This window comes from Mucilaginibacter sp. P25 (assembly GCF_050859465.1).
GTDB lineage: Bacteria > Bacteroidota > Bacteroidia > Sphingobacteriales > Sphingobacteriaceae > Mucilaginibacter > Mucilaginibacter gossypii.
The window spans coordinates 367,945-392,592 of the sequence record NZ_CP193937.1 but is presented as its reverse complement, the minus strand read 5'-3'; the positions used below and the strand labels follow the sequence as shown (position 1 = coordinate 392,592).

Sequence of the window (24,648 nt, the reverse complement as noted above, 5' to 3'; positions counted from 1 at the left end):
AATCAAAGTAGACTATGTCTTACAAAAAGGATAATAAAATCAAAAGTAACTTTACCACCATTACCATCAGTTTAGCCTCTCCCGAGTCTATCCTTGAGCGTTCAAGCGGTGAAGTTTTAAAGCCGGAAACCATTAACTACCGTACTTACAAACCCGAACGTGATGGTTTGTTCTGCGAGCGTATTTTTGGTCCGGTTAAGGATTATGAGTGCCATTGCGGTAAATACAAACGTATCCGTTACAAAGGTATCGTGTGCGACCGTTGCGGTGTTGAAGTAACCGAAAAGAAAGTACGTCGTGAGCGCATGGGCCACATCAACCTGGTGGTGCCTGTTGCACACATCTGGTACTTCCGCTCATTGCCAAACAAAATTGGTTATTTATTAGGCTTGCCTACAAAAAGGCTCGACCTTATTATATACTACGAGCGTTACGTAGTTATCCAACCGGGTATTAAAGAATCAGACGGAATCAATAAAATGGATTTCCTTACTGAAGAAGAATACCTTGACGTATTAGATACCCTTCCAAAAGAAAACCAGTACCTTGACGACAAAGATCCTCAGAAATTTGTTGCCAAAATGGGTGCCGAGGCTTTGGAAGAGTTATTGAAACGCCTTGACCTTGACGAATTATCATTTAGCTTGCGTCACCAGGCAGCAAACGAAACTTCTCAGCAACGTAAAAATGAAGCCTTAAAACGCTTACAGGTTGTTGAAGCTTTCCGTGATGCAAAAACAAGGATCGAGAATAACCCTGAGTGGATGATCGTTAAGATCGTTCCGGTTATCCCGCCTGAGTTGCGTCCGTTGGTACCACTGGAAGGTGGCCGTTTCGCTACTTCAGATTTGAACGACCTTTACCGTCGTGTTATTATCCGTAACAATCGTTTAAAACGTTTAATTGAGATTAAAGCACCAGAAGTGATTTTACGTAACGAAAAACGTATGTTGCAGGAAGCTGTAGATTCGTTATTCGATAACTCACGTAAAGTTAACGCGGTAAAAACTGAAGGTAACCGTGCTTTGAAATCACTTTCAGATATCCTGAAAGGTAAGCAAGGTCGTTTCCGTCAAAACTTATTAGGTAAACGTGTGGATTACTCTGCCCGTTCGGTAATTGTTGTAGGTCCTAACCTTAAATTACACGAATGCGGTTTACCAAAAGATATGGCTGCCGAGCTGTTTAAACCATTTATCATCCGTAAAATGATTGAGCGTGGTGTGGTTAAAACAGTAAAATCTGCTAAAAAGATTGTTGACCGTAAAGACCCATTAGTTTGGGATATTTTGGAAAACGTACTGAAAGGACACCCTGTATTACTAAACCGTGCGCCTACGCTGCACAGGTTGGGTATCCAGTCGTTCCAGCCAAAACTGGTTGAAGGTAAAGCGATCCAATTGCACCCATTAACCTGTACAGCATTCAACGCGGATTTTGACGGTGACCAGATGGCCGTTCACGTACCACTTGGTAACGCGGCAATTTTGGAAGCCCAAATCCTGATGCTTGCTTCGCACAACATCCTTAACCCTGCTAACGGTACGCCTATTACTGTACCATCTCAGGACATGGTGCTTGGTTTGTACTACATAACCAAAGGCCGTAAAACTGATGAAACGCGCGTGGTTAAAGGACAAGGCTTAACTTTTTACTCTGCAGAAGAAGTAATTATCGCTTATAACGAGAAAAAACTTGATCTGCATGCGTTCATTAAAGTTAAAGCTTTAGTTAAAGAACGCGATGGCAAAATCGTAAACAAAATTATTGATACTACTGTAGGCCGCGTGTTGTTTAATCAGCATGTACCTGTAGAAGTAGGTTATATCAATGAGCTGCTTACCAAAAAATCACTTCGTGATATCATTGGTGAAGTAGTGAAAATCACCGGTATGGCACGCGCGGCCCAGTTCCTTGATGATATTAAGGAATTAGGATTTAAAATGGCGTTCCAGGGCGGTTTATCATTTAACCTGAAGGATATCAATATCCCTGCAGAGAAAGTTACTTTGATCGAAACAGCTTCTAAGCAGGTTGATGAGGTTATGGGTAACTACAACATGGGTTTCATTACCAACAACGAGCGTTACAACCAGATCATCGATATCTGGACACGTATCAACAACCGCTTAACTGCTAACGTGATGGATATCCTGAGCAATGATAACCAGGGCTTCAACTCTGTTTACATGATGCTTGATTCAGGTGCGCGTGGTTCTAAAGAGCAGATCCGTCAGCTTGCAGGTATGCGTGGTTTGATGGCTAAGCCTCAAAAATCAGGTTCAGGTGGTGAGATCATCGAAAACCCGATCCTTTCAAACTTTAAAGAAGGTTTGTCGGTATTGGAGTATTTCATCTCTACCCACGGTGCCCGTAAAGGTTTGGCGGATACGGCGTTAAAAACAGCGGATGCTGGTTACTTAACCCGTAGGTTGCATGACGTTGCCCAGGATATGATTGTTGGTGAGGTTGATTGCGGTACCTTAAGAGGTATCTACACAACTGCACTGAAAGATAACGAGGATATTGTTGAGCCTTTATATGACCGTATTTTAGGTCGTACTACGCTTCATGATGTTCATGACCCTATCACTAACGAATTGTTAGCAGTAGCCGGTCAGGACATTACCGAAGAGGTTGCCAAAAAGATCGAGAATTCTCCGTTAGAAGGTATCGAGATCCGTTCGGTATTAACTTGCGAAAGCAAACGTGGCGTATGTGCATTGTGCTACGGCCGTAACCTTGCAAGCGGTAAACGCGTGCAAAAAGGCGAGGCTGTTGGTGTAATTGCTGCACAGTCAATCGGTGAGCCTGGTACACAGTTAACACTTCGTACATTCCACGTGGGTGGTACCGCGTCAAACATTGCTGCGGAATCTCAGATCAACGCTAAGTTTGATGGTATCATCGAGTTTGAGAACGTACGTACTGTAACTTATGAAACTGCTGAAGATGGCTCTGTTGATGTGGTATTAGGCCGTTCGGGCGAGTTCCGCATTATCGAAGCCGGAAGCAATAAAGTAATTGTTACCAATAATATTCCATACGGTTCATACCTGTATGTAAAAGATGGCAGCAAGATCACCAAAGGCGACCGTATTTGTTCATGGGATCCGTATAACGCGGTAATTATCTCTGAATTTGCAGGTATTGCCCAGTTCGATGCAGTATTGGAAGGTATCACTTTCCGTGAAGAATCTGACGAGCAAACCGGTCACCGCGAAAAAGTGATCATCGATACAAGGGATAAAACTAAAAACCCTGCTATCCAGATTGCTGATAATAAAGGTAACATCATTAAAGGATATAACATTCCGGTAGGTGCACACATCGCTGTTGATGAAGGCGATAGGTTACAAACCGGTCAGGTTATTGCTAAAATCCCTCGTTCAACCGGTAAAACGCGAGATATTACAGGTGGTTTACCACGTGTAACCGAGTTATTTGAAGCACGTAACCCTTCAAACCCTGCTGTAGTAACTGAAATTGACGGTGTGGTAACTTTAGGTGGCGTGAAACGCGGTAACCGCGAAATCACCATCGAATCAAAAGATGGCCAGGTTAAAAAATACCTTGTACCACTTTCAAAACACATCCTTGTACAGGATAATGACTTTATTAAAGCTGGTATGCCATTATCAGATGGTTCGATATCTCCGGCGGATATCCTTGCTATCAAAGGCCCTGCTGCAGTGCAGGAATATCTTGTTAACGGTATCCAGGAAGTTTACCGCTTACAGGGTGTGAAGATCAACGATAAGCACTTTGAGGTTATCGTTCACCAGATGATGCAGAAGGTATCTATCGAAGATGCGGGCGATACCCGTTTCTTAGAGCGTGAAGCTGTCGACGGATGGGATTTCATGACCGAGAATGATGAAATTTACGACAAGAAAGTTGTTACTGATCCGGGTGATTCAACTACATTGAAATCTGGTCAGATAGTTTCATTACGCCGCTTACGCGATGAAAACTCGGTATTGAAACGTCGCGACCTTAAACTGGTTGAAGTGCGTGACGCTATCCCTGCAACATCAAGCCCGATACTGCAAGGTATCACCAGGGCGTCGTTAGGCACCAAGTCGTTTATCTCGGCAGCATCGTTCCAGGAAACTACCAAAGTACTGAACGAAGCAGCTATCGCAGGTAAAAAAGACAACATGCTTGGCCTGAAAGAAAACGTTATCGTAGGTCACTTAATACCTTCAGGTACCGGTTTACGCGAATACGAGAATATCCGTGTAGGTTCACAGGAAGAATTTGACCGCCTGATGGCTTCAAAAGCAGAAGAGTTGGAAGCTTAATTGCCAGCTACTTAAATAATTTATTAAGCCTCCCGGTTATCCGGGAGGCTTTTTTTGTCTTTTTTTAAATTGTTAAAACAAAAGTAAAACATCTCTGTTCTACGTTCGACCTTGCGCAAGGTCAATATGGGGTTGATCCAAGTTATCTAAAGTAAAACAAGGCTCAATAATCACCTCAAAAAAAGGCTGTTTATGGAGAACGTCTTTTTGTTATTTTAGTAGGATGGAAGAACAGAACGAAAATCAGCTCAACATTGAGCTTTCAGAAGAAATTGCAGAAGGTATCTACTCAAACCTGGCTATCATTACTCATTCAAACTCTGAGTTTGTATTGGATTTTATCCGGGTCATGCCAGGCGTACCCAAGGCTCGGGTAAAGTCGCGGATCATATTAACCCCCGAGCATGCCAAACGCCTTCTTTCGGCCTTGGAAGATAATATTGAAAAGTATGAAGCCATTAACGGCCGCATCAAAGTACAGCCTGATCATCCGGGTTTTCCGATGAATTTTGGTGGTACAATGGGGCAAGCATAATTTTGATTATTATATTAAAATGCACTTTTGATTAATAAAAAGTTATGCTAATAGCCTTTTTTTAAAAAAAATAATAAAAATTTATTGCAGTTGTGAAAAAGTGTGCATATATTGCAGTGGTCTAAACTTACATCTATTTAAAGTATGAAATCTTAACTTATGAGAAAAAAGTGTCTATTAAATTCATCTTTATTTCTGTTTATCTTATCTATTTCTCTTAATATATTCTCCTGTTCATCAAGCAAATTAAAAGTACAGTATTTTCAGGATATACCGGATTCTGGGCAGTTAAAACAAATTGCGAGAGCGGAGTATACGCCTCCCGTTATAAAAGTCGATGATATTTTAACGGTTGTTGTTCAAACTATTGATCCCCAAAATACTGCTGTTATTAATTTAGGTAATGTGCCTGTTGCAAGTACGGGGATTTCATTGAGTTCAACAACTGCAGCTGCAACAACTCAGCAATCATCGGGTTATTTGGTAGATAAAGATGGAGCTATAGTGTTGCCAATCCTCGGCAAAATTACGGTGGCTGGCCATACGACATCTGAGGCTACCGCTATTATAAATGAAGTAGCATTAAAATTTTATAAGAACCCAACTGTCATAGTTCGTTTTGCAAATTTTAAAGTAAGTGTTACAGGCGAGGTACTTAAGCCCGGCGTTTATGTAATGCCAAATGAAAGGGTGAGTATCCTTGATGCGATAGCATTAGCCGGCGATTTAACAATTTTCGGAAAAAGAGAGAATGTGCTTTTAATTAGAGAGAATGAAGATGGAACCAAAACACCATATAGGGTTAATCTGAAGAAAAGTAATATTATGTCTGCTCCTTATTTTTACCTGAGGCAAAATGACGTAATATATGTAGAGCCAAGGAAGGCTAAATCTGATGCAACTGATGCATCTCAGGCTAAATACATAACATTAGCAGCTTCTATTTTGTCAGTATTGATCATATTGGCTACCAGAAAATAAAAGCGTTAATGGTATACTTTGATCGCAAACTTTAAATATTATCTAAAATTGAAAAGTTTGTTTAATTGTTTTTAATCTAAAATATTTAGTATATAATGGGTACACAAGATCCTACCGCTCAAAATCAATCATTTAAAAGCTTTCAGGAAGAACAGGGCGTTGATTATAAGAAATTCATATCAAAAATTATATCCAACTGGCCTTTATTTGTAATAAGCGTTATCGTATTTAGCTTAATTGGGTTTGCATACAAAAGATATGGTACCGCCAATTATAAAGTAAATGCAATGATGATTGTGCAGCCCGACGATAAATCATCTGGAAGCACTGGTGCAATGGGGGGCTTAAGTGGTCTTACCGATATATCTTCGTTGTTCGGGATCCCTAACAACGCCGAGAATGAGGCGGAGATTTTGAAATCCAGAACCCTGTTAAATAATGTTGTAAAGGCACTTCAGTTAAACGTCATCATTTCAGGCAAAGGAACTATAAAAGATCAGGAACTTTTTAATGAAGCGCCTTTTGAGGTAATTGTTGCTAATAAAACAGATTCGATAGTTGCCAGGAAATATATATTAAAACTTAACGGCGATACTATCAATGTTAAGAATAGCAAGGAAAATATTGATATCAAAACTACCTATGGCCGTATAATAAATTTGCCCCAATATAACCTGATCTTTGTAAAGAAAAATAAAGCGGTTGATCCTAGAGGCTATTCAGTAGTGATCAACTCAACAGAAGCAACTGTCGAAAGCCTTTCTAAGGTCATGTCAGTCAGTTTGCCAAGCAAGACAACGACAACCATTAATATTTCCCTGGAATATCCCAACGCCAAAAAAGGTGAAGCGATTTTAGACAAATTGATGGAAATTTATTTGAAAGGCGACAGGGACATCAAAGTCCAGATCGCTGATAGCACGCTTGCGTTTATTGATGACAGGTTAAAACTGGTAGGCACGCAGCTTTCAGGTGTAGAGAAAAACTTTGAGCAGTTTAGAAGAGAAAATAAGATTGCCGATGTAGATGAGCAGTCAAAGGCCCTGATAGGTGCATCAAGTGATTTTCAAAAACAACTGAGCACCATTAATGTTCAGATTTCTGTAATTCACGATTTATTGAAATATCTAAACGATCCCAATAACAAGAAAATAATTCCTGCGACGGCAATCGGTACCGATAATCAAGGATTTAGTGATGCAATTGGCCAATACAATGCCCTGTTATTGGAGCGTGATAAACAAAGTTTGGTAAGTACCGATAGCAATCCTTACGTACAGTCATTAGATGCTCAAATAGAAAGTTACAGAACTATAATCTTAAAAAATATAAATTCTTATTTGAAAGGTTTACAAGTAAGTAAAGATAACCTCGAAAGCCAAAATAAGACATTTAACAATAAAATAGAAACTGTACCCTCTCAAACAAGAATATTTTTGGATTATACAAGAGAGCAAACTGTTAAACAGGATCTATATGTTTTCTTATTGCAAAAACGAGAAGAAACAGCTATTTCAAAAACTTCAACCATCTCAACTGCGAGGATAGTAGATCATGCCAAAAGCGACTATGAACCGGATAAATCCAAAATTAATTTAGTTGTTGTCCTGTTGATATTATTCGGATTCTTAGCTCCGATAATTTACCTCAGTATCAAAGAAATATTAAACGTTAGGATAGTTACAAAGCTTGACGTAGAAGAAAATACTAAAATTCCTGTGGTTGGCGAAATTAGTCATAACAAGGCAGGAAATAATTTGGTAGTTGATTCTAAATCCCGGACTATTATTTCAGAACAGTTTAGGGCGATGAGGACAAACCTTCAATATATATTGGATAACGAAAAGCCGCAGGTGATACTTGTTTCGTCAAGTATGAGCGGTGAAGGCAAATCCTTTATATCATTGAACCTAGGAAGCGTTTTATCGTTAAGCGGAAAGAAGGTAGTATTTATCGAACTCGATTTGCGTAAACCTAAGTTGTCTCAGAATTTGGGAATGGAAAATAGCAATGGATTTTCTAACTACGTGGTGTCAAGTAACATGGACATTGACGCAATTCTGAAGCCGACATTTTTTAGTGAGAATTGTTTCCTTATCAGCTCGGGTTCTATTCCTCCGAACCCGTCAGAGTTGTTGTTGAATGATAAACTCGGTATTTTGATCAATGAGTTAAAAAAGAGATTCGACTATATCATTATAGATAGCGCGCCAATTGGCTTAGTTTCTGATGCGTTGCTGATCGAGAAGTATGTTGATCTGTCTTTATACATCGTACGTCAAAAATATACATTGAAAGTACAATTAGGTATTATAAATGACTTGGCAGAAACTAATAAGCTGCGTAAAGCTTATCTGGTGATAAACGATATTGATTCGAAAAGTGGTGGCTACTATGGGGCTGGCGGTTATGGTTATGGTTATGGTTATGGTTATGGTTATGGTTATGGTTCTGGCTATGGCTATGTTGAAGACTCAAAACCTAAAGGCAGCTGGCTGTCCAACTTGTTTCGAAAATAGATAATAAAATTGGTTCTTTTTGCTCTGATCTACGGTTCGTAATTAGCAAGAGGCATCATTTTGAGGCCCGGCAATGATTCATGGAGTTAATAATTAGCGATAACTCCATGTATTAACAATTAGCAACTCCTAATTCAATTTCTATATATGAGTTGCTTTGCTATGGCTAACAGTTAACATTTTTTGTATTGTTTGATAAGTTTTAATCGGTAATGTTTTATTTCACTTTACAAGTTGTAGATATTAGGCAAGAAACCTCCGATACAGTTACACTGTGTTTAAAGCAACCCGGCTTAAAGAAAATTAAATATTTGCCGGGCCAGTACCTTACACTGGCCTTTAAAATAAACGGAAGGAAATATAATCGTCCTTACTCATTTTCGTCGGCTCCTGGTGCGGATCCTCATTTAGAGGTAACCATTAAACGAGTTCCGGGTGGCATCGTCTCAAATCATATTAATGATTTTGTTAAAGTTGGTGACCAGGTGGAAGTATTGCCGCCAATGGGTGATTTTATATTTGATGAGACTGTAATAAGCAATGATAAGCATATTATACTGTGGGGGGCAGGTAGTGGTATAACACCTTTAATATCCATTGCAAAATATATCCTTCATCACAAAACAGGTCACAAAATAAGCCTGATTTATGGTAATAAAAACTCGGAATCAGTGATTTTTGGTGATAAAATCAGTGAACTGAAGAAAAACCATCATCAGGAATTAAAAACCTGGCATTTTCATTCGCAGCTAAAGATATCAGATAGTAACCCGGAAGTTATTGAAGGAAGAATAAGTCCGAAAAAGGTGCTTTCTGTAATGAAGGGAGAGTTGGACCTCGAAAACACCGTCCATTATATATGTGGCCCCGCTGGTTTAAAAGAATCGGTTAAAGAGGTTTTAGCAAGCCTTGATGTTAAGTCGCATCAGGTGTTTTCGGAAGAATTTGAAGTGGTTTTAAACCCGAAAGATTTTGAAAATATAACCACGCAGGTTGTACAGATCAAGGTGGGAGATACGCTTAGCAAGGTTGAAGTTGTTAAAGGAAAAAGCATATTGGATGCGGGTTTGGATGCCGGTTTGGAGATAGATTATTCGTGTCAGACAGGAAGTTGTTTGGTTTGTAAAGCTAAACTGTTAGCAGGAGAGGTAAAGATGCCGAAGCCTGCAGAAGAATATGAAAAACTACTTCCGGATGAATGTCTTTTATGTTGTAGTTACCCTGTGACGGATAATGTTCAGGTTAGTGTTTAATTGCTCTACTTAACTTAATGAAAATATAAATGAAAGTTGTATTACTCGCTGGAGGTTTAGGAACCCGCTTATCCGAAGAAACAGTTTTAAGACCAAAACCCATGGTTGAAATTGGAGGCATGCCTATTTTATGGCATATCATGAAAATTTACTCTTCTCATGGCTTTAATGACTTTGTTATCTGTTTAGGTTACAAGGGCTATGTAATAAAGGAATATTTTGCCAATTACTTTTTGCATAAATCAGATGTAACCATCGATCTTAAAGATAACTCGATAAAGGTTCATGATACGCAGGCCGAGCCATGGACGATAACTCTGGTTGATACCGGTAACGAATCAATGACAGGCGGACGTATCAAACGCATTAAGCCCCATGTTGGTAATGAGCCTTTCATGCTTACTTACGGCGATGGCGTTAGTAATGTTAACATTACCGAGTTAGTGAAGTATCATAAAGAAAAAGGAAAGCTTTGCACTGTTACATCTGTACAGCCATCCGGTCGCTTTGGTGCTATTAATCTTAATGAAGATAATTCTGTGCACTCCTTTATGGAAAAGCCTAAAGGCGATGGCGCATGGATTAACGGTGGTTTTTTTGTATGCGAGCCGGGTGTTTTTGATTTCATAGAAGGCGACAGCACTATATGGGAAAGAGAGCCGATGGAAGAAATTGCGAAAGCCGGCGAGATGGTTGCTTTTAACCACGATGGTTTCTGGAAACCAATGGATACCCTGCGTGATAAGCAGGAGCTTGAAGAAGATTGGTCACAACATAAGGCTAAATGGAAAATCTGGTAATATGTTTAAAGAGTTAGAAGCGATATATAAAGGAAAAAAGTTTTTTTAACCGGCCATACCGGTTTTAAAGGCTCGTGGATGTTAAAGATCTTAAGCATGCTGGGTGCCGAAACCACTGGTTACGCATTAGCTCCTCAAAATGATTTTGATCTGTTTCATCTTATTAATGGCGATAAAATTTGCCACTCAATAATTGGTGACCTGCGTGATAAGACTAAATTAACGGCTGCTATTACTGATTGTCAGCCGGATTTTGTTTTTCATCTCGCTGCTCAGCCATTGGTTAGGTTATCATATGATATCCCTGCCGAAACGTTTGAAGTTAATGCTATTGGTACAGCTAATGTACTTGATGGCGTTCGCTTACTTGATAAAGCATGCCAGGTTGTATTAATTACAACGGATAAGGTCTATCATAATTATGAATGGGTTTACCCGTATCGGGAAACAGATCGTTTAGGTGGTTATGATCCTTATAGTGCCAGTAAAGCCTGTGCCGAATTAGTTATTGATTCATACAGAAACTCCTTTTTTAATACAGCTAATTATTCAACTCACTTAAAATCTATTGCGGTAACAAGGGCTGGTAATGTGATTGGCGGCGGAGATTGGGCTAAAGACAGGTTGGTACCGGATATAGTTAGGTTTTTATCAAAAGAGCAAAAGATAATTATCCGTAACCCAAATTCGGTAAGGCCATGGCAGCATGTGCTTGAGCCTGTACTTGGTTACTTATTGTTAGGTACCAGGATGGTAACTGAGCCGGTAACTTTTGCTGATGCCTATAATTTTGGCCCAGGATTAAGTGATGCTTTGCCCGTGCATAAAATGGTTGAACTGGCCATAGAAAACTGGGGTGGCGGCGAAGTGGAGATTTTCAATTCAGATAAACAGCCCCATGAAGCCGGCCTTCTGAAACTTGATATCAGCAAGGCGCTTACCAATTTAAACTGGAAGCCTAAGTATCAGGCTACTGAAGCCATTGAGAAAACGATAGGTTGGTATAAGCATTATTTGAGCAATCCTGATAATATTGATCAATTTACTGAAAGCCAAATAGTAGAATTTATAAACAAATAAATCAGGAAAATAAGATATACCCCGATAAAATAAAAAATTAAAACTAATTCGAGATGTTAAAAAATATAAACGACCCTGAGTTGGAGAAAAGCCTGAGAGCTATTGCAAAGGCACAAACTGAAAAGATTATTGTTCCAGGAAAAAACTATATCCCTGTAACTGGTAAAGTGTTAGACGAGGAGGATATTTTATTTGGTGTTGAAGCAGCTTTAGATGGCTGGTTAACTACAGGTCGTTTCGCCAATAAGTTCGAAGCAGATTTTGCGAATTATTTTGGCGCGCACAGGGCCTTATTGGTCAATTCGGGATCATCGGCTAACCTGGTTGCTTTTTATGCACTTACTTCTCCCAAACTTGGCGAACGAGCTATTGTGCCTGGCGATGAAGTAATTACAGTAGCAGCCGGATTCCCTACAACTGTAAATCCTATTGTTCAGTTTGGTGCTGTACCGGTTTTTGTAGATGTAGATATTGCTACACACAACGTAAACGCAGATTTGATTGAAGCCGCGGTTTCTGATAAAACCAAAGCTATCATGATTGCCCACTCTTTAGGTAACCCATTTAACCTGGATGAAGTTATGCGTGTGGCCAAAAAATATAATCTTTGGGTTGTTGAGGACGATTGCGATTCGTTGGGCGCCACTTACCGCGATAAAAAGACAGGTACTTATGGTGATATCTCTACATTCTCGTTCTATCCTGCGCATCACATTACTATGGGCGAAGGTGGTGCTGTATTGATCAATAATCCGGAGTTATCTAAAGTTGCCGAGAGTTTCAGAGACTGGGGCCGCGATTGCTATTGCGAGCCAGGTAAAGATAATACCTGTGGTTGCCGTTTTTCGCAACAATTAGGCTCGTTGCCATTTGGGTATGACCATAAATATACTTACTCACACGTTGGCTTTAACCTAAAGGTAACTGATATGCAGGCAGCTTTTGGTGTATCTCAACTTAATAAGGTTGACGCATTTGTTCAAAAACGTCGCGAAAACTACAAGGCTTTATACCAAAGGATGAAGCAGTTTGAGGATATATTTATATTGCCGGAACCTACTCCAAACAGCGACCCTTCGTGGTTTGGCTTCCTGCTAACCTTAAGAGAGGGGATGCTGCCGATAGGCACATGCTGGTTCAGCACCTTGAGGAAAGCAAAATAGGTACCCGTTTATTATTTGCAGGTAACCTTTTACGCCAGCCGGCTTATGCCAATATCAAACATCGTGTGGTTGGTGATCTTACGAATACTGATATAATTATGAACAGATCATTTTGGTTGGGTGTTTGGCCTGGACTCAACGAAGATCATTATGATTATATGGCCGATGTAATTAAAGATTATTTAAGCTAATGGAACTCGAAAAAACCTTTATCGACGGGCTTTCAATTATCCATTTGAATTTGTTCAAAGATAATAGAGGGGCATTTACCAAAGTTTTTAACGCCGCATTTTTTGAGGATAACAACCTGGTAACGGATTTTAAAGAAAACTACTTTTCGGTTTCACATAAAGACGTTATCCGCGGAATGCATTTCCAGACTCCTCCTGCAGAGCATACCAAAGTTGTATATGTTAATCAGGGAAGTATAATAGATGTAGTGTTGGATATCAGAACAGGATCGGCAACTTTCGGTAAATATTATCATACCGAAATTTCGGCCGGGAAACCGAAGCTGGTTTACATACCTGTTGGTTGTGCTCATGGCTTCCTTTCGTTAGAGGATGATACGATGGTTTCCTACCTGCAGACATCGGTTTACGATCAATCCTGCGATAAGGGAATTAAATGGGATACGTTCGGAATGGATTGGGGAGTGGCGTCCCCCATCATATCTCAAAGAGATAACCTGTTTCCGGATATTGAGACATATAAGAATATATTTTAAGTCATGAAAATTGTTGTAACAGGGTCAACCGGGTTTGTAGGGCGTCATTTAGTGCCCGAGCTTTTAAACGAAGGCCATGAATTGCTTGAGCTTACCCGAGATACAGCTAAGTCTGAAAACTTGTATGGTGCCGCTACGCAAAAACATTTGCTTGATGCCGACCAGGATGGATTGAAAAATGCTTTGAAAGCTTTTCAGCCTGATGCGGTGATACATCTTGCCTCTTTTTTAACGTCGGCTGATGACTACAACAACGTGACTAAACTGATAGATTCCAATATCATTTTTTTATGTAGTTTATTGGATGCATTGAAGGAAACGGACTTGCAGCTATTTATCAATACCGGAACTTTTGCCGAATATTTTAAAGGGGATGGTATTTTAAAACCAGCATATTTGTATGCTGCCACTAAAACCGCAAGCCGTTCGTTTTTGGATTATTACAGCAATGTATACAATTTCAAAAACGTTAATGTAATTCCATACACCATTTACGGCGGAAAAGATTCACAAAAAAATTATTGATATCATATATGAATCAATAGGCGCCGCTAATCCTGTCGACCTGTCGCCGGGTGAACAGGTACTTGACTTCATTCATATCCAAGATGTGGTTGATTTTTATAAAGCTTTAATTAAACAGGCTGCTACAGTACCACACAACTCAACATTTCAATTGGGCACCGGAAAAGGCAGTACCATTAAGCAGCTGGCAGCCACTATTGAAGAAGCATCAGGAGGCAAAACAAAAATAAACTGGGGTGGGAAAGCGTACAGGCCATCCGATGTAATGTATGCTGTTGCTGATACTGAGTTGGCAAAAGCTGTTTTAAATTGGAGTAGTAATGTAAGCCTTGACCAGGGGGTAAAGATTTTTTTAGGTGATAAATAATTTTCAAGCCGGATAACGTGAAAAAGTTAATCAATTTAATTCTTAATCCGCAAAAGTTAGGAGATGGAATCAAAAGGCGGTTTTATTATTTATCCTACAAGAACAAATTCGGTAAACTGGGTAAAGGCGCGATTATAAGGAGCAAAATTTGGCATACCGGGGGAAGAATATTTTTATCGGTGATAAATGTGCTATTGGCCCTTATTGCAGGATAGAATCATATAGTAATTATAATGGGCAGGCACTGAACCCAAAACTGGTTATAGGTTCATTTACGTCCTTACAACATGCGGTGCATGTTTATTGTGCCAATTCTGTTGTTATTGGTGAGGGGGTGGTTATTGCAAGCGGGTGCATGATAACAGATAATAATCATGGTACTGATCCTGAAGGTGATTTTTATCTAAAACAACCTTTAAAATTTAGAACAACCACTCTTGAAGACGGTGTTTGGTTGGGAGAAAACGTTTGCGTTTTGGGCGGAGCCCATATAGGCAAAAGATCTGTTATCGGTTCTAATAGTGTCGTTTCTGGTGTCATACCACCATTTTCTATAGCAGTTGGAAATCCGGCAAAAGTAATTAAACAATACAACTTCGAATCCAAACTATGGGAAAAAGTTTAATATTAAAGAAAGTATCATTTGGTTTCGTTACCGGGGCTATCAGTTTGGTGATAGATAGTTTGGTGGGGCTTTCTATATTGCCATTGTTACTGAAGTTTTTATCAAAGGATATTGCCGGACTTTGGGTTTTCTTCATGTCGTTCACCGGCATTGTTTTACTTGGGCAGGCGGGGTTAGCTCCCGTAGTAATACGGTTAAGTGCCGAAATAAAGGAAAAACGTGAGGAAAGCAGGTTCTTTGACAACATATGGTCTAATATTACCCATTCGTTTTTAGTTGCAACATTTTTGGTATTGCTCATCTGTGGCGTACTTTATTTTGCTTACATCCGCGAGGTATTGATTAAAAACAACTTCCTGGTAGAGGGAACCTATTGCTGGATATTCTTAAGCCTGGGCAATGCGTTAAGGATTTACGGTATCAAATACCTTCACATTATTAACGGTCTGGGCGAGGTTGGCTGGGATAAGGTTGTCAAGATCATGGTTTCGGTAACCACTTTATCAGGTTATTACCTGGTATTAAAGTTGAATTTCGGCTTTAAAGCTTTAGGGCTTTCGTTCCTGGTATCAAGCGCATTGTTTTATGCAGCCTCTTGGCTTTTATTTGAAAGGTTTAACAAAGGGGTTTTTATAAAGCGTATAACCAAACCTGTTATTGCACAATTGAAGTATTTCTTTAAGGAATCGGGCAAGATACTGGTGCTTAACCTTACATCATTCTTCGTAATGCAATCCGATATTTTCATTATTGAAAGGTTAGCCGGCTTAAAAATAATTCCATATTACTCAGGCTTGTCGCGGATCGTAACTATCGTTATTGCTGTTAGTAGCCTGGCTACGCAGTTGATTTATCCTTTTATAGCACAGAAATATGCAGCGAAAGATTATGACGGCTTACGGAAGTTGTACTACAAAAACGTAATCGTGGCGATATTGATAAGCTTCGCCATAGGTTTGCCCGCGTTATTGCTTGCACCTTATGTAGTGCCTTTATGGTTAGGTAAGGGAGGATATTTGGGCAGTACATTGTTTGGTTTAATGTTGTTGCTTGGTGTTATATATGCGCATCATAATGCACACGCCAGCTCAATTATAGCAACCGGAACAACAACGTTTATGGGGGCGGCTATTTGTAATGCTGTTTTGTCATTATCCCTTGCTATTGTTGGGGGTATGAAATTCGGAATGATAGGTATTGTTGCTGGTAACATATTAGGAACAATTATACCATCAATTTATGTGGTAACGTGGTCTTTAAAGTTTATAAAAAAGCTAAAATAATAGGTGATGGCAAAATTAGCGGCAATTACTACTTCGCACAATGAGGATTATCAGTTTAACAACTGGCTAACCCATTATGAAGCATATAAAGATGAAATAGATTACCATATCATTGTTGAAAATAATTCGAACGAATTATATCGCGAAAAAATAAGGGAGAATTTTCCTAACGCTATTATTTTATGGCAAAATGAAGATTTGGGTGTTGCGCGCGGGTTTAACGAGGGGATAAGATATGTTATGGAACACACCGACGCGGAACTAATTTTGTTCATGATGCAGGATATGTACATACCCAAAGGGGGTGACCATACTAAAAGACCTTCTGCTGGCATCGGATAAAACCGGGGTAGTAGCTGCTGTTAACCTGTACGAAAACCGCTCAAATATTATCCGCGAGCATGGTGGTAATATCAATAAGAAAGACTTTACCGTAGATAAATTTTTCAAAGATGTACCATTGAGCAAAGAGATTCCGGAAGACCTGCAGGTTGATTTTGTATGCGGCGGCAATTACATGATGAAAACGAAGATCTTTAAAGAGGCCGGTTTGTATGATGAAAGGATATTTATGTATGGAGACGAATCCGATCTGTTTATCCGCGTAAAAAAGCAGGATATGATATCATATCAACCACCCGTACGCAGTGCTGGCATGAACATATCTATCTATCGGCAGCTGCCAGGTTACCAAGTAACCATGCAGTGTATTATACAGCCCGTAACTATTTTTATTTGATAAAAAAGCATGGTAATGGCGCTAATTTCAGGTATGGGCTATTTAAATCGGCTAAAGTAGCTGCCAGAAATATTGCCCGGTTTTTTGTGTATGAAAAGAATTTTGTAAAAATAAATTTAATGATGAAAGGTTACTATAATGGTATCTTTTTAATGAATTTAAAAAAGGATTAATGGTGAAAAAGAAGTTGCCAAATAATACAGGGCTGATAACAACATTGTTTTTGTTTGGCGTTGGTTTATGGCGTGTAACCCCGCTTACGCTTGAAGTTTCGGTAGCTTTACAGGCACTTAGTTTGCTTTTTTAGGGATGCTCGTATTTCAATACAAGCCCCAGGTTCCATTACTCTTTAAAAAAGAGATATTCTTTATTTATGCATCTGTCACCTGTAGCACTGTTATGGCTGCTGTTTATCATAAACAAGGCCTGTCTACAACATTAGTTACGCAGCGTTTCATGTATTTTTATCTGGTATATTTTGCGTTAGGAGCATTAAATGTATCAAGCGCCAATGTAGAAAAAGCGTTAAAGTATACAGCCATTTTTTTCGGATGCATGTACTTTTTGCAGTACCTTGTATATCCGGCAATGGTTTTTTATTTTCCTAAAGTTCAAATCGAACGCTCCACTTTACGCTTTAGGGTTGACGGTTTTGAATTTCTGATATTTTTGGCTGCTTTTTCAATCAACAGGATCTTAAATAAAAACATATTATTTTATCCCTTGCTGATATTGTCGCTGGTGGTAAATCTTTTATCAGGATCAAGGTTCCTTGTAGCTATTACTGTCTTTACTATTGGACTGGTTGCATTCAAGTCAAAAAATGTCAGCTTCGGTTTAAAAGTGTTCGTAGTTGTTTTATTTGCACTTTCAGTATTTTTTATAATCCCTTCAACATATGTTAGTACTATAACCGAAACTACCCAAAAGGAGTTAGCCCAGGGCTCGGATTATATCCGTATCCCGGCAGCATACTATTATTTAACTACTTACAATACGGATATCCCGACATGGATTTTTGGTAATGGAGTATATGATGCTAACTCATCTTATGGCCTTCAGGTATTGGCAATCGGGGAAAATTTTGGTTATTATTTGGGCGATATCGGGTTTATCGGTGAGTTTGTACGCTTTGGTATATTTTATTTTGTTGTTATATGTGTGTTGCTGTATCGGGCTATTAAGCATAGTCTTAAAGTAGATCCCGTACTAAATTCTTACCTCATAGGTATTACCGTATTTTATATAATAAGTTGGCCATTTGGTCATGCGCCTGGAATTATTCTGTTTTCCGCGGTATTGTATCTCATAGGGAAGAAACGTTATGAACAAAATAATTTTCAATTAGCGTAAGTGGTGGGAAATAGGCAATTAAATAACTTAAGATAATGAAAGTAGCTTTTGTAGGTAAAAATTTCAAAACGAAGTATTCTGGCGGAAGAATCCATGCATGGATGATGGCCAATGCTTTTGCCGCACAAGAGCATCAGGTTGATTTTTATACCAATATCAAGCCATCTTTTGCCGATGAACTGAGCATATACTCGGGTAAGGAAAAGATTAGGTTATTAATCAGCTCTATTTTCTTTTTTTACAATCCGGGAAATATGACTTAATTGTATTGGTTCCCCATCTGGCATCAAAAAAGTCGTTCATTATTGATAAGTTCTTGCTTTACCCGCTGGTTAAAAGACTTAAGAAAGCATCTAAATGTCCGGTATGGTATATAGATTTTGAGAGCCCGAACTGGATAGGTGAGATGGTGCCGGGTGCCAGGTCCGAAAGTGCTTATGAATACAGCAATCGGGCCCTTCAATATGTAGACACTATACTGTCGACTACCAAAGAAGGAATGAAATATGCCCGGGCCTATTATTCAAAGTTTAATGCCGGATTAAACTATAAACAACTGTATTTGGGTATCAACTCAAAAATAGCCGAAGGGTTTGTTAGCAGTGAGAAAACCAGAAAAGTAGTTTACTTTGGAAGGTTTAATGAAAAGCACAAAAATGCGGGCGTTCTTAATAATATTGTAAAGGCGGTTCCTGAAGGTTATACGCTCTTAGTTATCGGCAATAAAGACAGGCTTGCCCCTGATTTATATCAAAGTTTAGTTAACGAGGCCCGGGCAGGTAAGGTAAACCTTGTTTTCCGTTCGGACATTTCAGAATCTGAAAAATATTCAGAGCTGGCATCAGCTCAATTATTGCTGTACAGTTCAACATTTGAAGGGTATGGTTTGCCGCCTATTGAGGCCCAGTATGTTAATACCCCGGTTTTATGTTCGGCTATTCCTGTTTTGCAGGAGGTAAATGCCAAAGCGGATTTTGTGGATTTCGCAGATTTAGAAGCGTTAAAAAAATTGGTACATAAAATTTTAAACCAAAAGCTTGCACCCAATGAGTTGCATAATTACGTAAGCTCATTTGCGGGCTTTGAGCAATATGCAGTTAATTTAAATAGGCTGTTAAACGATATATCAAAGTAAATGAAATACAAATATGTAGCAGAAATACCCGTGCGTTTGGGTAGTAAAAGAGTTCCAAAGAAGAACCTGCGTTTAATAAATGGTAAGCCAATGGTTGCTTATGCCATTGATGCCGCTAAACAATCAAGTTTTATTGACGCTGTTTTTGTAAACTCAGAAGCTGAGATAATGCGCAAACTTTGTGCTGAGTATGGTATCGAATTTTATGAACGTAAGCCTGAGCTGGCCGAGGACCATATTGTACAGGATCAGTTTAACTATGATTTTTTGTGTAACGTAGACGCCGAGAACCTGGTTTTGATCAATCCGGTATCTCCTTTGGTGTTACCCTCAGATATTGATGATGCTATAAGGTTTTACGAGGAGCACCAGTTGGATACGCTAATATCGGTGAGAGAAGAAAAGCTGCAGTCGTTTTATGACGGTAAACCTTTAAACTTTAAAACCGATGGCTTGCTGCCCATGACACAAAACCTTGTGCCTATTCAGCTTTGCGCTTGGACTGTTTGCATCTGGAACGCGAAGAAATTTAAAGAACACTACGAAAAGCATAACTATGCCGTATTTGTAGGTAACTATGGCTTATATCCATTTGACGCCGTACGTTCGATCAAGGTATCATCTGAGGAAGATTTTATCCTGGCCGAATTATATCTGAAATCTAAAATGGCTGAAAACGCCGAAAAAATAGAATACTATGAGTAAAATATTAACATCTCCCTCTTCTTTTGGCCAGGTTGGAAAAGAGCCTGTTGACTTGCTTGTTGAAAGTGGTTACGAAGTAATTGACAACCCCTACGGAAGAAAATTAACGGAAGACGAAGTAATAGAACTGGCTAAAGATTGTGTTGGCATAGTTGCAGGAGTAGAGCCGCTTACCGAAAGGGTAATGGATGCATTACCAAACCTGAAATGCATAAGCAGGGTAGGCATTGGTATGGACAGCGTGGATTTGAAACATGCCGCCAAAAAAGGAATAATTGTAAAGAATACGCCTGATGGGCCAACACGTGCAGTTGCAGAGCTTACGTTGGCAATGACACTTACATTATTACGCAAAATTCCGCAAGCTCATTATGATATGAAAAACGGGCAGTGGAAAAAACAAATAGGTAACCTGGTGCTTAACAAAATTGTCGGCGTTGTTGGTTTGGGCCGTATCGGAAAACTGGTAGCGCAACTATTCAGGGGCATCGGAAACCCGGTGATCGGCTATGATCCTTATGCTGATCAGGCATGGGCATCAAGTAATAACGTGGAGCTTGTAGATATGGAAACTTTACTTACTAAGGCGGATATAGTTACCATTCACGTACCGGGTAATGAAGATGGTTCGGCTGTTATTGGCGAAAATGAGATCAGCAAGATGAAGGACGGATCATTTTTGATAAACATTTCCCGTGGAGGTATTGTTGATGAAGCGGCATTGTACAATGCGCTTGCAGGCAAAAAACTGACAGGTGCCGCTGTCGATGTATTTTCTGAAGAGCCTTATTCAGGCGCTCTGTGTACGCTCGATAATATCGTACTTACCCCCCATTTAGGGTCATATGCCGAGGAGGGTAAATTATTAATGGAAATTGAGGCGGTTAAAAATCTTATTAACGCTCTAAAATAACATATACTATGAATTATAAAGTAGGGATAATAGGCTACGGCGTAATGGGTAAAATACGCCATCAGGCAATAGATGAAATTAAAAAAGGGACTGTTATTGCTCTGTCAGAACCCAACGGAGAGCCGAATATCAACGGAATTCCTAATATCAGCCACGAAGAAATCCTCAATCACCCGGAAGTTGATGTGATTATTGTTTGTACTCCTAACTTTTTAAACAAGGAGCTTACCATCCGCGCGTTAAACGCACGTAAACACGTTTTTTGCGAAAAACCTCCGGCATTTACAGGTGCTGATATTTTAGAGATTCAGGAAGCCGAAGCAAAGAGCGGTAAAAAACTGATGTATGGTTTTAACCACCGTCATCACGATAGCGTAATCCATATGAAAAATCTTATTGACAGCGGTCAATACGGTAAGGTTTTGTGGTTGCGTGGCCGCTATGGTAAAAGCGTTACAGCCGATTACTTCAACCAATGGAGAGCAAAAAAGGAATTAGCAGGTGGTGGTATCCTGATGGACCAGGGTATTCATATGCTTGATTTGTTCCTTTACCTGTCTGGTGATTTTGATGTTATAAAATCTGAAGTTTCAAATCTTTACTGGCACATGGATGTTGAAGATAACGCATTCGTTATTCTTAAAGAATCAGCTACAGGTAAAGTAGCGTCATTGCACTCTACAATGTCGCAATGGCGCCATTTGTTTTCACTTGAGATATTCCTTGAAAAAGGCTATATGGTTTTAAACGGCCTTATCACATCTTCAATGTCTTATGGAGAGGAAACATTGTCTATTGCAAGAAACAGGTCGACAGCGCCAGCCGCTACCTGGAAAGACGAGGTGGTAACCAAATACGTTAATAATAACAGTTGGCGTTATGAAATGGACCATTTCTTCGATTCAATTAATGAAAATAAAGATATTGAAATAGGTAACTCCAAAGATGCCTATAAGCTGATGAAAATTATCGACAAGGTATACGAACAAAAAGATTTTTAAAAAAGATAACCCCTACTAACATGGAAAGACAAGGAAAAATTAAAGATTATTTAGCTGACTATACGTCACGTTTAACCGATATTTTAAATAAAATAGAGGTTGAAAAGCTTGAGCAGGTTATTACTGCCATGATTGAAGCGTTTAAAAACAAAAATACTATTTATGTAGTTGGCAACGGCGGAAGCGCGGCCACCGCATCTCACATGCAGGCTGACTTCAGGTTTTTTGTACGTTATTTTTCTAAATTCCGTCCAAAAATCTTCGCATTAACAGACAACGCGCCAATGATAACTGCCATTGGCAATGATAACAACTTTGATGATGTTTTTGTTGAACAAATGCGTGGCCAGTTTGTTTCCGGCGATTTATTGATCGCGATATCTGCAAGCGGAAACTCACCAAACCTTGTAAAGGCTGCCGAGTTTGCAAATGAGTTGGGCGGTACTTCAATTGCGTTTGTGGGCTTTTTAGGCGGGAAGTTGAACGAAATTTCTAAAATTTCATTGTACACGCCAAATCCTAAAGGTGATTACGGGCCGATTGAGGATGTACACATGATACTTAACCATATCATTGTAAACTACCTTTCGGTAGACGAAGAGTTTCTTGCTTTAAACGCATAAGCAACGTTAATACAGCTATCTAAGATCATATATGTATACTTCACCATTAAAAAAATACCTTGATGTTGCTGTTAAAGCTGCCGAAATGGCCAGCGAGTTACTTTTGCAGGCAAAACAAGCTCCTGTTAAAATAAACAGCAGCGTAAACAAGGATATTAAACTTGACGCCGATGTTCAGTCGGAGAGCCTTATAGTAAAATATCTGGCCGAGAATTCTCCGTATGATATATTAAGCGAAGAGTCGGGCACAGTAAAAACATCAGCAGATCAAACACTCCGCTGGATAGTAGATCCATTAGATGGCAGTCTAAATTTTTCGCGGGATTTTGATATGTACGGCGTTTCTATTGGTTTGTGGGATGGTGGTCAACCAGTGCTGGGTGTAATATATGATTTTAATCATGGAAAAATGTATACCGGCATAGTTGGAGACGGTGCTTATTGTAATAACCAAAAAATCCAGGTAAGTAATATCGCCGATAGGAAGGACAGCATCATTGCTACCGGCTTCCCTGTTTATTCGGATTTTGATCAGGACAGTTTATTGAAATTTGTTTCCAATATTCAGGTATACAAAAAAGTGCGGCTGTTAGGCTCAGCCGCACTTTCATTAATCATGGTAGCAAAAGGCAGCATGGAAGTATACATGGAGGATAATATTGCGATTTGGGACGTAGCTGCAGGTTTGGCCATATTAGAGGCAGCGGGGGGCTACTATGAACTTAGTGCAGGCAAAGGTGATAATTATTTGAAGGTGTTTGCCTCAAACGGACAGGTAAAGTAACGGACAGAATAAACGAGTTTAAAAAAATATGATAGTAGATTCAATTGATAACATCGACTTTTATAAATCTTTCAATAAGGATATTTATGATGGTCTTTTGTTTATAAAAGAGGCTCCTGCCGATATCGCGTTAGGAGAATATCCAATATCGGCAAATGTAAAGGCCATTGTAATGGAATATGAAACTAAGGTTGACAATGGGTTTGGCTATGAAGCTCATCAGCATGTAATTGATATCCAGTTCCCTTTTATTGGAAAAGAACTCGTGAAGTATGTTACTTTAGATAAGCTCGAAGCTTATACGCAATATGATGAAGCTAAGGATGTTACTTTTTTCCGCGCATCGGTTCCAGAGTCTGAAGTTGTAATAGGTGAAGGTATATTTGGTATATTTTTCCCGATAGATGCCCATGCGCCTATGCATTGCTTTAAAGTACCAGAGTACATCAAAAAAATTGTTATAAAAATTAAGTGTTGAGTTCTGATTTACAACAAAAAGCAAATATGATTCGCTTATCTTATACAATTTCGCAAAATACACCTGCATACGGTAACAAGGATAAAATATTTATCAGGGATAATTCATCTATCCTAAAAGGCGAAACGGCAAATACATCGTGCTGGATATTTTCAAATAATCATATCGGTACGCACATAGATAGCGCTTTTCATTTTTGCCAAACAGGAAAAAAACCTACGAGCTGCCGGTAGAAGATTTCTATTACAAAAAAGTAAGCCTGATAGACATACCTTGCGGGCAGGCAAAACTTATCAGTATTCCTGATATAGAAACATCTAGTGATATCGACCCCGAAGTAGAATTGCTACTTATACGCACAGGTTTTGAAGGATACAGAGATACTGACAAATATTGGAACGACAACCCGGGTTTGGCTCCCGAACTGGCGGATTATCTGAGGCTGAAATTTCCGAAATTAAGATGCGTTGGGTTTGATTTTATATCACTTACCTCATGGCAGTTCAGACCACAGGGGAGGGAAAGCCACAAGCAGTTTTTATGTCCGGGTGATGATAAGGTAAGTATATTGGTTATTGAAGATATGGCCTTGGCTGCGGTTAACCGTAAGTTGAACTGGGTGATAGTTGCTCCTTTGTTTGTTGAAGACGGTAACGGCGGAGCCGTAACTGTATTTGCCGAATTTGCCTGAATATAAATACACGCAGCATTATAACAGAGGGCTGTTAACACAAAACGATTAATTATAATTAATA

Annotated in this window: 26 protein-coding genes and 1 pseudogene; all 27 read left to right on the top strand. The window is 39.3% G+C overall.

Annotation, left to right across the window (positions count from 1 at the left end; genetic code table 11):
• Positions 1 to 14: 14 nt before the first annotated feature.
• On the top strand, positions 15 to 4,304 hold the full coding sequence (rpoC, locus tag ACRQ5D_RS02025) for a DNA-directed RNA polymerase subunit beta' (RefSeq protein WP_091166602.1): 4,290 nt from the start codon (positions 15 to 17) through the stop codon (positions 4,302 to 4,304).
• Positions 4,305 to 4,527: 223 nt separating this feature from the next.
• Complete coding sequence (locus tag ACRQ5D_RS02020) at positions 4,528 to 4,839, top strand: DUF3467 domain-containing protein (RefSeq protein WP_090528662.1); 312 nt, start codon at positions 4,528 to 4,530, stop codon at positions 4,837 to 4,839.
• A gap of 159 nt (positions 4,840 to 4,998) precedes the next feature.
• Positions 4,999 to 5,820, top strand: coding sequence for a polysaccharide biosynthesis/export family protein (locus ACRQ5D_RS02015; protein ID WP_091166604.1), 822 nt, complete (start codon positions 4,999 to 5,001; stop codon positions 5,818 to 5,820).
• Between the two features lie 95 nt (positions 5,821 to 5,915).
• Entirely contained in the window at positions 5,916 to 8,339 is a 2,424-nt protein-coding gene (locus tag ACRQ5D_RS02010; protein ID WP_091166606.1) for a GumC family protein, read from the top strand.
• A gap of 212 nt (positions 8,340 to 8,551) precedes the next feature.
• On the top strand, positions 8,552 to 9,592 hold the full coding sequence (locus ACRQ5D_RS02005) for a ferredoxin--NADP reductase (RefSeq protein WP_091166608.1): 1,041 nt from the start codon (positions 8,552 to 8,554) through the stop codon (positions 9,590 to 9,592).
• A 29-nt stretch (positions 9,593 to 9,621) separates the two neighbouring features.
• Positions 9,622 to 10,392, top strand: coding sequence for a glucose-1-phosphate cytidylyltransferase (gene rfbF / locus ACRQ5D_RS02000; RefSeq protein ID WP_091166610.1), 771 nt, complete (start codon positions 9,622 to 9,624; stop codon positions 10,390 to 10,392).
• Positions 10,393 to 10,470: 78 nt separating this feature from the next.
• Positions 10,471 to 11,472, top strand: coding sequence for a CDP-glucose 4,6-dehydratase (rfbG, locus tag ACRQ5D_RS01995; RefSeq protein ID WP_431199021.1), 1,002 nt, complete (start codon positions 10,471 to 10,473; stop codon positions 11,470 to 11,472).
• A gap of 53 nt (positions 11,473 to 11,525) precedes the next feature.
• On the top strand, positions 11,526 to 12,635 hold the full coding sequence (rfbH, locus tag ACRQ5D_RS01990; protein WP_432328402.1) for a lipopolysaccharide biosynthesis protein RfbH: 1,110 nt from the start codon (positions 11,526 to 11,528) through the stop codon (positions 12,633 to 12,635).
• Entirely contained in the window at positions 12,602 to 12,826 is a 225-nt protein-coding gene (locus ACRQ5D_RS01985) for a DegT/DnrJ/EryC1/StrS family aminotransferase (protein WP_432328401.1), read from the top strand. Before rfbH ends, ACRQ5D_RS01985 begins: the two co-directional genes overlap by 34 nt.
• Positions 12,826 to 13,362: a dTDP-4-dehydrorhamnose 3,5-epimerase family protein gene (locus ACRQ5D_RS01980; RefSeq protein ID WP_091166616.1), complete on the top strand. Its 537-nt coding sequence runs from the start codon at positions 12,826 to 12,828 to the stop codon at positions 13,360 to 13,362. The genes ACRQ5D_RS01985 and ACRQ5D_RS01980 overlap by 1 nt, the downstream gene beginning before the upstream one ends.
• Before the next feature lie 3 nt (positions 13,363 to 13,365).
• Complete coding sequence (locus ACRQ5D_RS01975) at positions 13,366 to 13,887, top strand: NAD-dependent epimerase/dehydratase family protein (RefSeq protein WP_431199020.1); 522 nt, start codon at positions 13,366 to 13,368, stop codon at positions 13,885 to 13,887.
• Positions 13,868 to 14,254, top strand: a complete 387-nt coding sequence (locus ACRQ5D_RS01970; protein WP_432329688.1) for an NAD-dependent epimerase/dehydratase family protein — start codon at positions 13,868 to 13,870, stop codon at positions 14,252 to 14,254. The genes ACRQ5D_RS01975 and ACRQ5D_RS01970 overlap by 20 nt, the downstream gene beginning before the upstream one ends.
• Before the next feature lie 148 nt (positions 14,255 to 14,402).
• Positions 14,403 to 14,879: an acyltransferase gene (locus ACRQ5D_RS01965; RefSeq protein ID WP_431199019.1), complete on the top strand. Its 477-nt coding sequence runs from the start codon at positions 14,403 to 14,405 to the stop codon at positions 14,877 to 14,879.
• Complete coding sequence (locus tag ACRQ5D_RS01960; protein WP_091166622.1) at positions 14,864 to 16,162, top strand: lipopolysaccharide biosynthesis protein; 1,299 nt, start codon at positions 14,864 to 14,866, stop codon at positions 16,160 to 16,162. Before ACRQ5D_RS01965 ends, ACRQ5D_RS01960 begins: the two co-directional genes overlap by 16 nt.
• A 6-nt stretch (positions 16,163 to 16,168) precedes the next feature.
• Entirely contained in the window at positions 16,169 to 16,504 is a 336-nt protein-coding gene (locus ACRQ5D_RS01955; RefSeq protein WP_432328400.1) for a glycosyltransferase family 2 protein, read from the top strand.
• A complete protein-coding gene (locus ACRQ5D_RS01950) occupies positions 16,467 to 16,901 on the top strand; it encodes a hypothetical protein (protein ID WP_432328399.1) in 435 nt (144 codons plus the stop codon). Before ACRQ5D_RS01955 ends, ACRQ5D_RS01950 begins: the two co-directional genes overlap by 38 nt.
• A 172-nt stretch (positions 16,902 to 17,073) precedes the next feature.
• Positions 17,074 to 17,208: a hypothetical protein gene (locus ACRQ5D_RS01945; RefSeq protein WP_431199015.1), complete on the top strand. Its 135-nt coding sequence runs from the start codon at positions 17,074 to 17,076 to the stop codon at positions 17,206 to 17,208.
• Between the two features lie 2 nt (positions 17,209 to 17,210).
• On the top strand, positions 17,211 to 18,254 hold the full coding sequence (locus ACRQ5D_RS01940; protein WP_432328398.1) for a hypothetical protein: 1,044 nt from the start codon (positions 17,211 to 17,213) through the stop codon (positions 18,252 to 18,254).
• 35 nt (positions 18,255 to 18,289) lie between these two features.
• Entirely contained in the window at positions 18,290 to 18,517 is a 228-nt protein-coding gene (locus ACRQ5D_RS01935; RefSeq protein WP_432328397.1) for a hypothetical protein, read from the top strand.
• Positions 18,518 to 18,522: 5 nt separating this feature from the next.
• Positions 18,523 to 19,389 carry a glycosyltransferase gene (locus ACRQ5D_RS01930; protein ID WP_432328396.1) on the top strand — a complete coding sequence of 289 codons (867 nt, stop codon included), beginning with the start codon at positions 18,523 to 18,525 and terminating at the stop codon, positions 19,387 to 19,389.
• Positions 19,390 to 20,094 (top strand): cytidylyltransferase domain-containing protein, encoded by a 705-nt coding sequence (locus tag ACRQ5D_RS01925; RefSeq protein ID WP_091166628.1) that lies wholly within the window; start codon positions 19,390 to 19,392, stop codon positions 20,092 to 20,094.
• Positions 20,087 to 21,007, top strand: coding sequence for a phosphoglycerate dehydrogenase (locus ACRQ5D_RS01920; protein WP_091166630.1), 921 nt, complete (start codon positions 20,087 to 20,089; stop codon positions 21,005 to 21,007). Before ACRQ5D_RS01925 ends, ACRQ5D_RS01920 begins: the two co-directional genes overlap by 8 nt.
• An 8-nt stretch (positions 21,008 to 21,015) precedes the next feature.
• The gene (locus tag ACRQ5D_RS01915) at positions 21,016 to 22,008 is read left to right on the top strand and encodes a Gfo/Idh/MocA family protein (RefSeq protein ID WP_091166631.1); all 993 of its coding nucleotides are present in this window, start codon (positions 21,016 to 21,018) and stop codon (positions 22,006 to 22,008) included.
• A 20-nt stretch (positions 22,009 to 22,028) separates the two neighbouring features.
• Positions 22,029 to 22,631, top strand: a complete 603-nt coding sequence (locus ACRQ5D_RS01910; RefSeq protein WP_091166633.1) for a D-sedoheptulose-7-phosphate isomerase — start codon at positions 22,029 to 22,031, stop codon at positions 22,629 to 22,631.
• Positions 22,632 to 22,662: 31 nt separating this feature from the next.
• Complete coding sequence (locus tag ACRQ5D_RS01905; protein ID WP_091166634.1) at positions 22,663 to 23,415, top strand: inositol monophosphatase family protein; 753 nt, start codon at positions 22,663 to 22,665, stop codon at positions 23,413 to 23,415.
• Positions 23,416 to 23,443: 28 nt separating this feature from the next.
• Positions 23,444 to 23,893 carry a YhcH/YjgK/YiaL family protein gene (locus tag ACRQ5D_RS01900; RefSeq protein WP_091166636.1) on the top strand — a complete coding sequence of 150 codons (450 nt, stop codon included), beginning with the start codon at positions 23,444 to 23,446 and terminating at the stop codon, positions 23,891 to 23,893.
• Between the two features lie 26 nt (positions 23,894 to 23,919).
• Positions 23,920 to 24,584 (top strand): annotated as a pseudogene (locus ACRQ5D_RS01895) (cyclase family protein).
• Positions 24,585 to 24,648 lie beyond the last annotated feature (64 nt).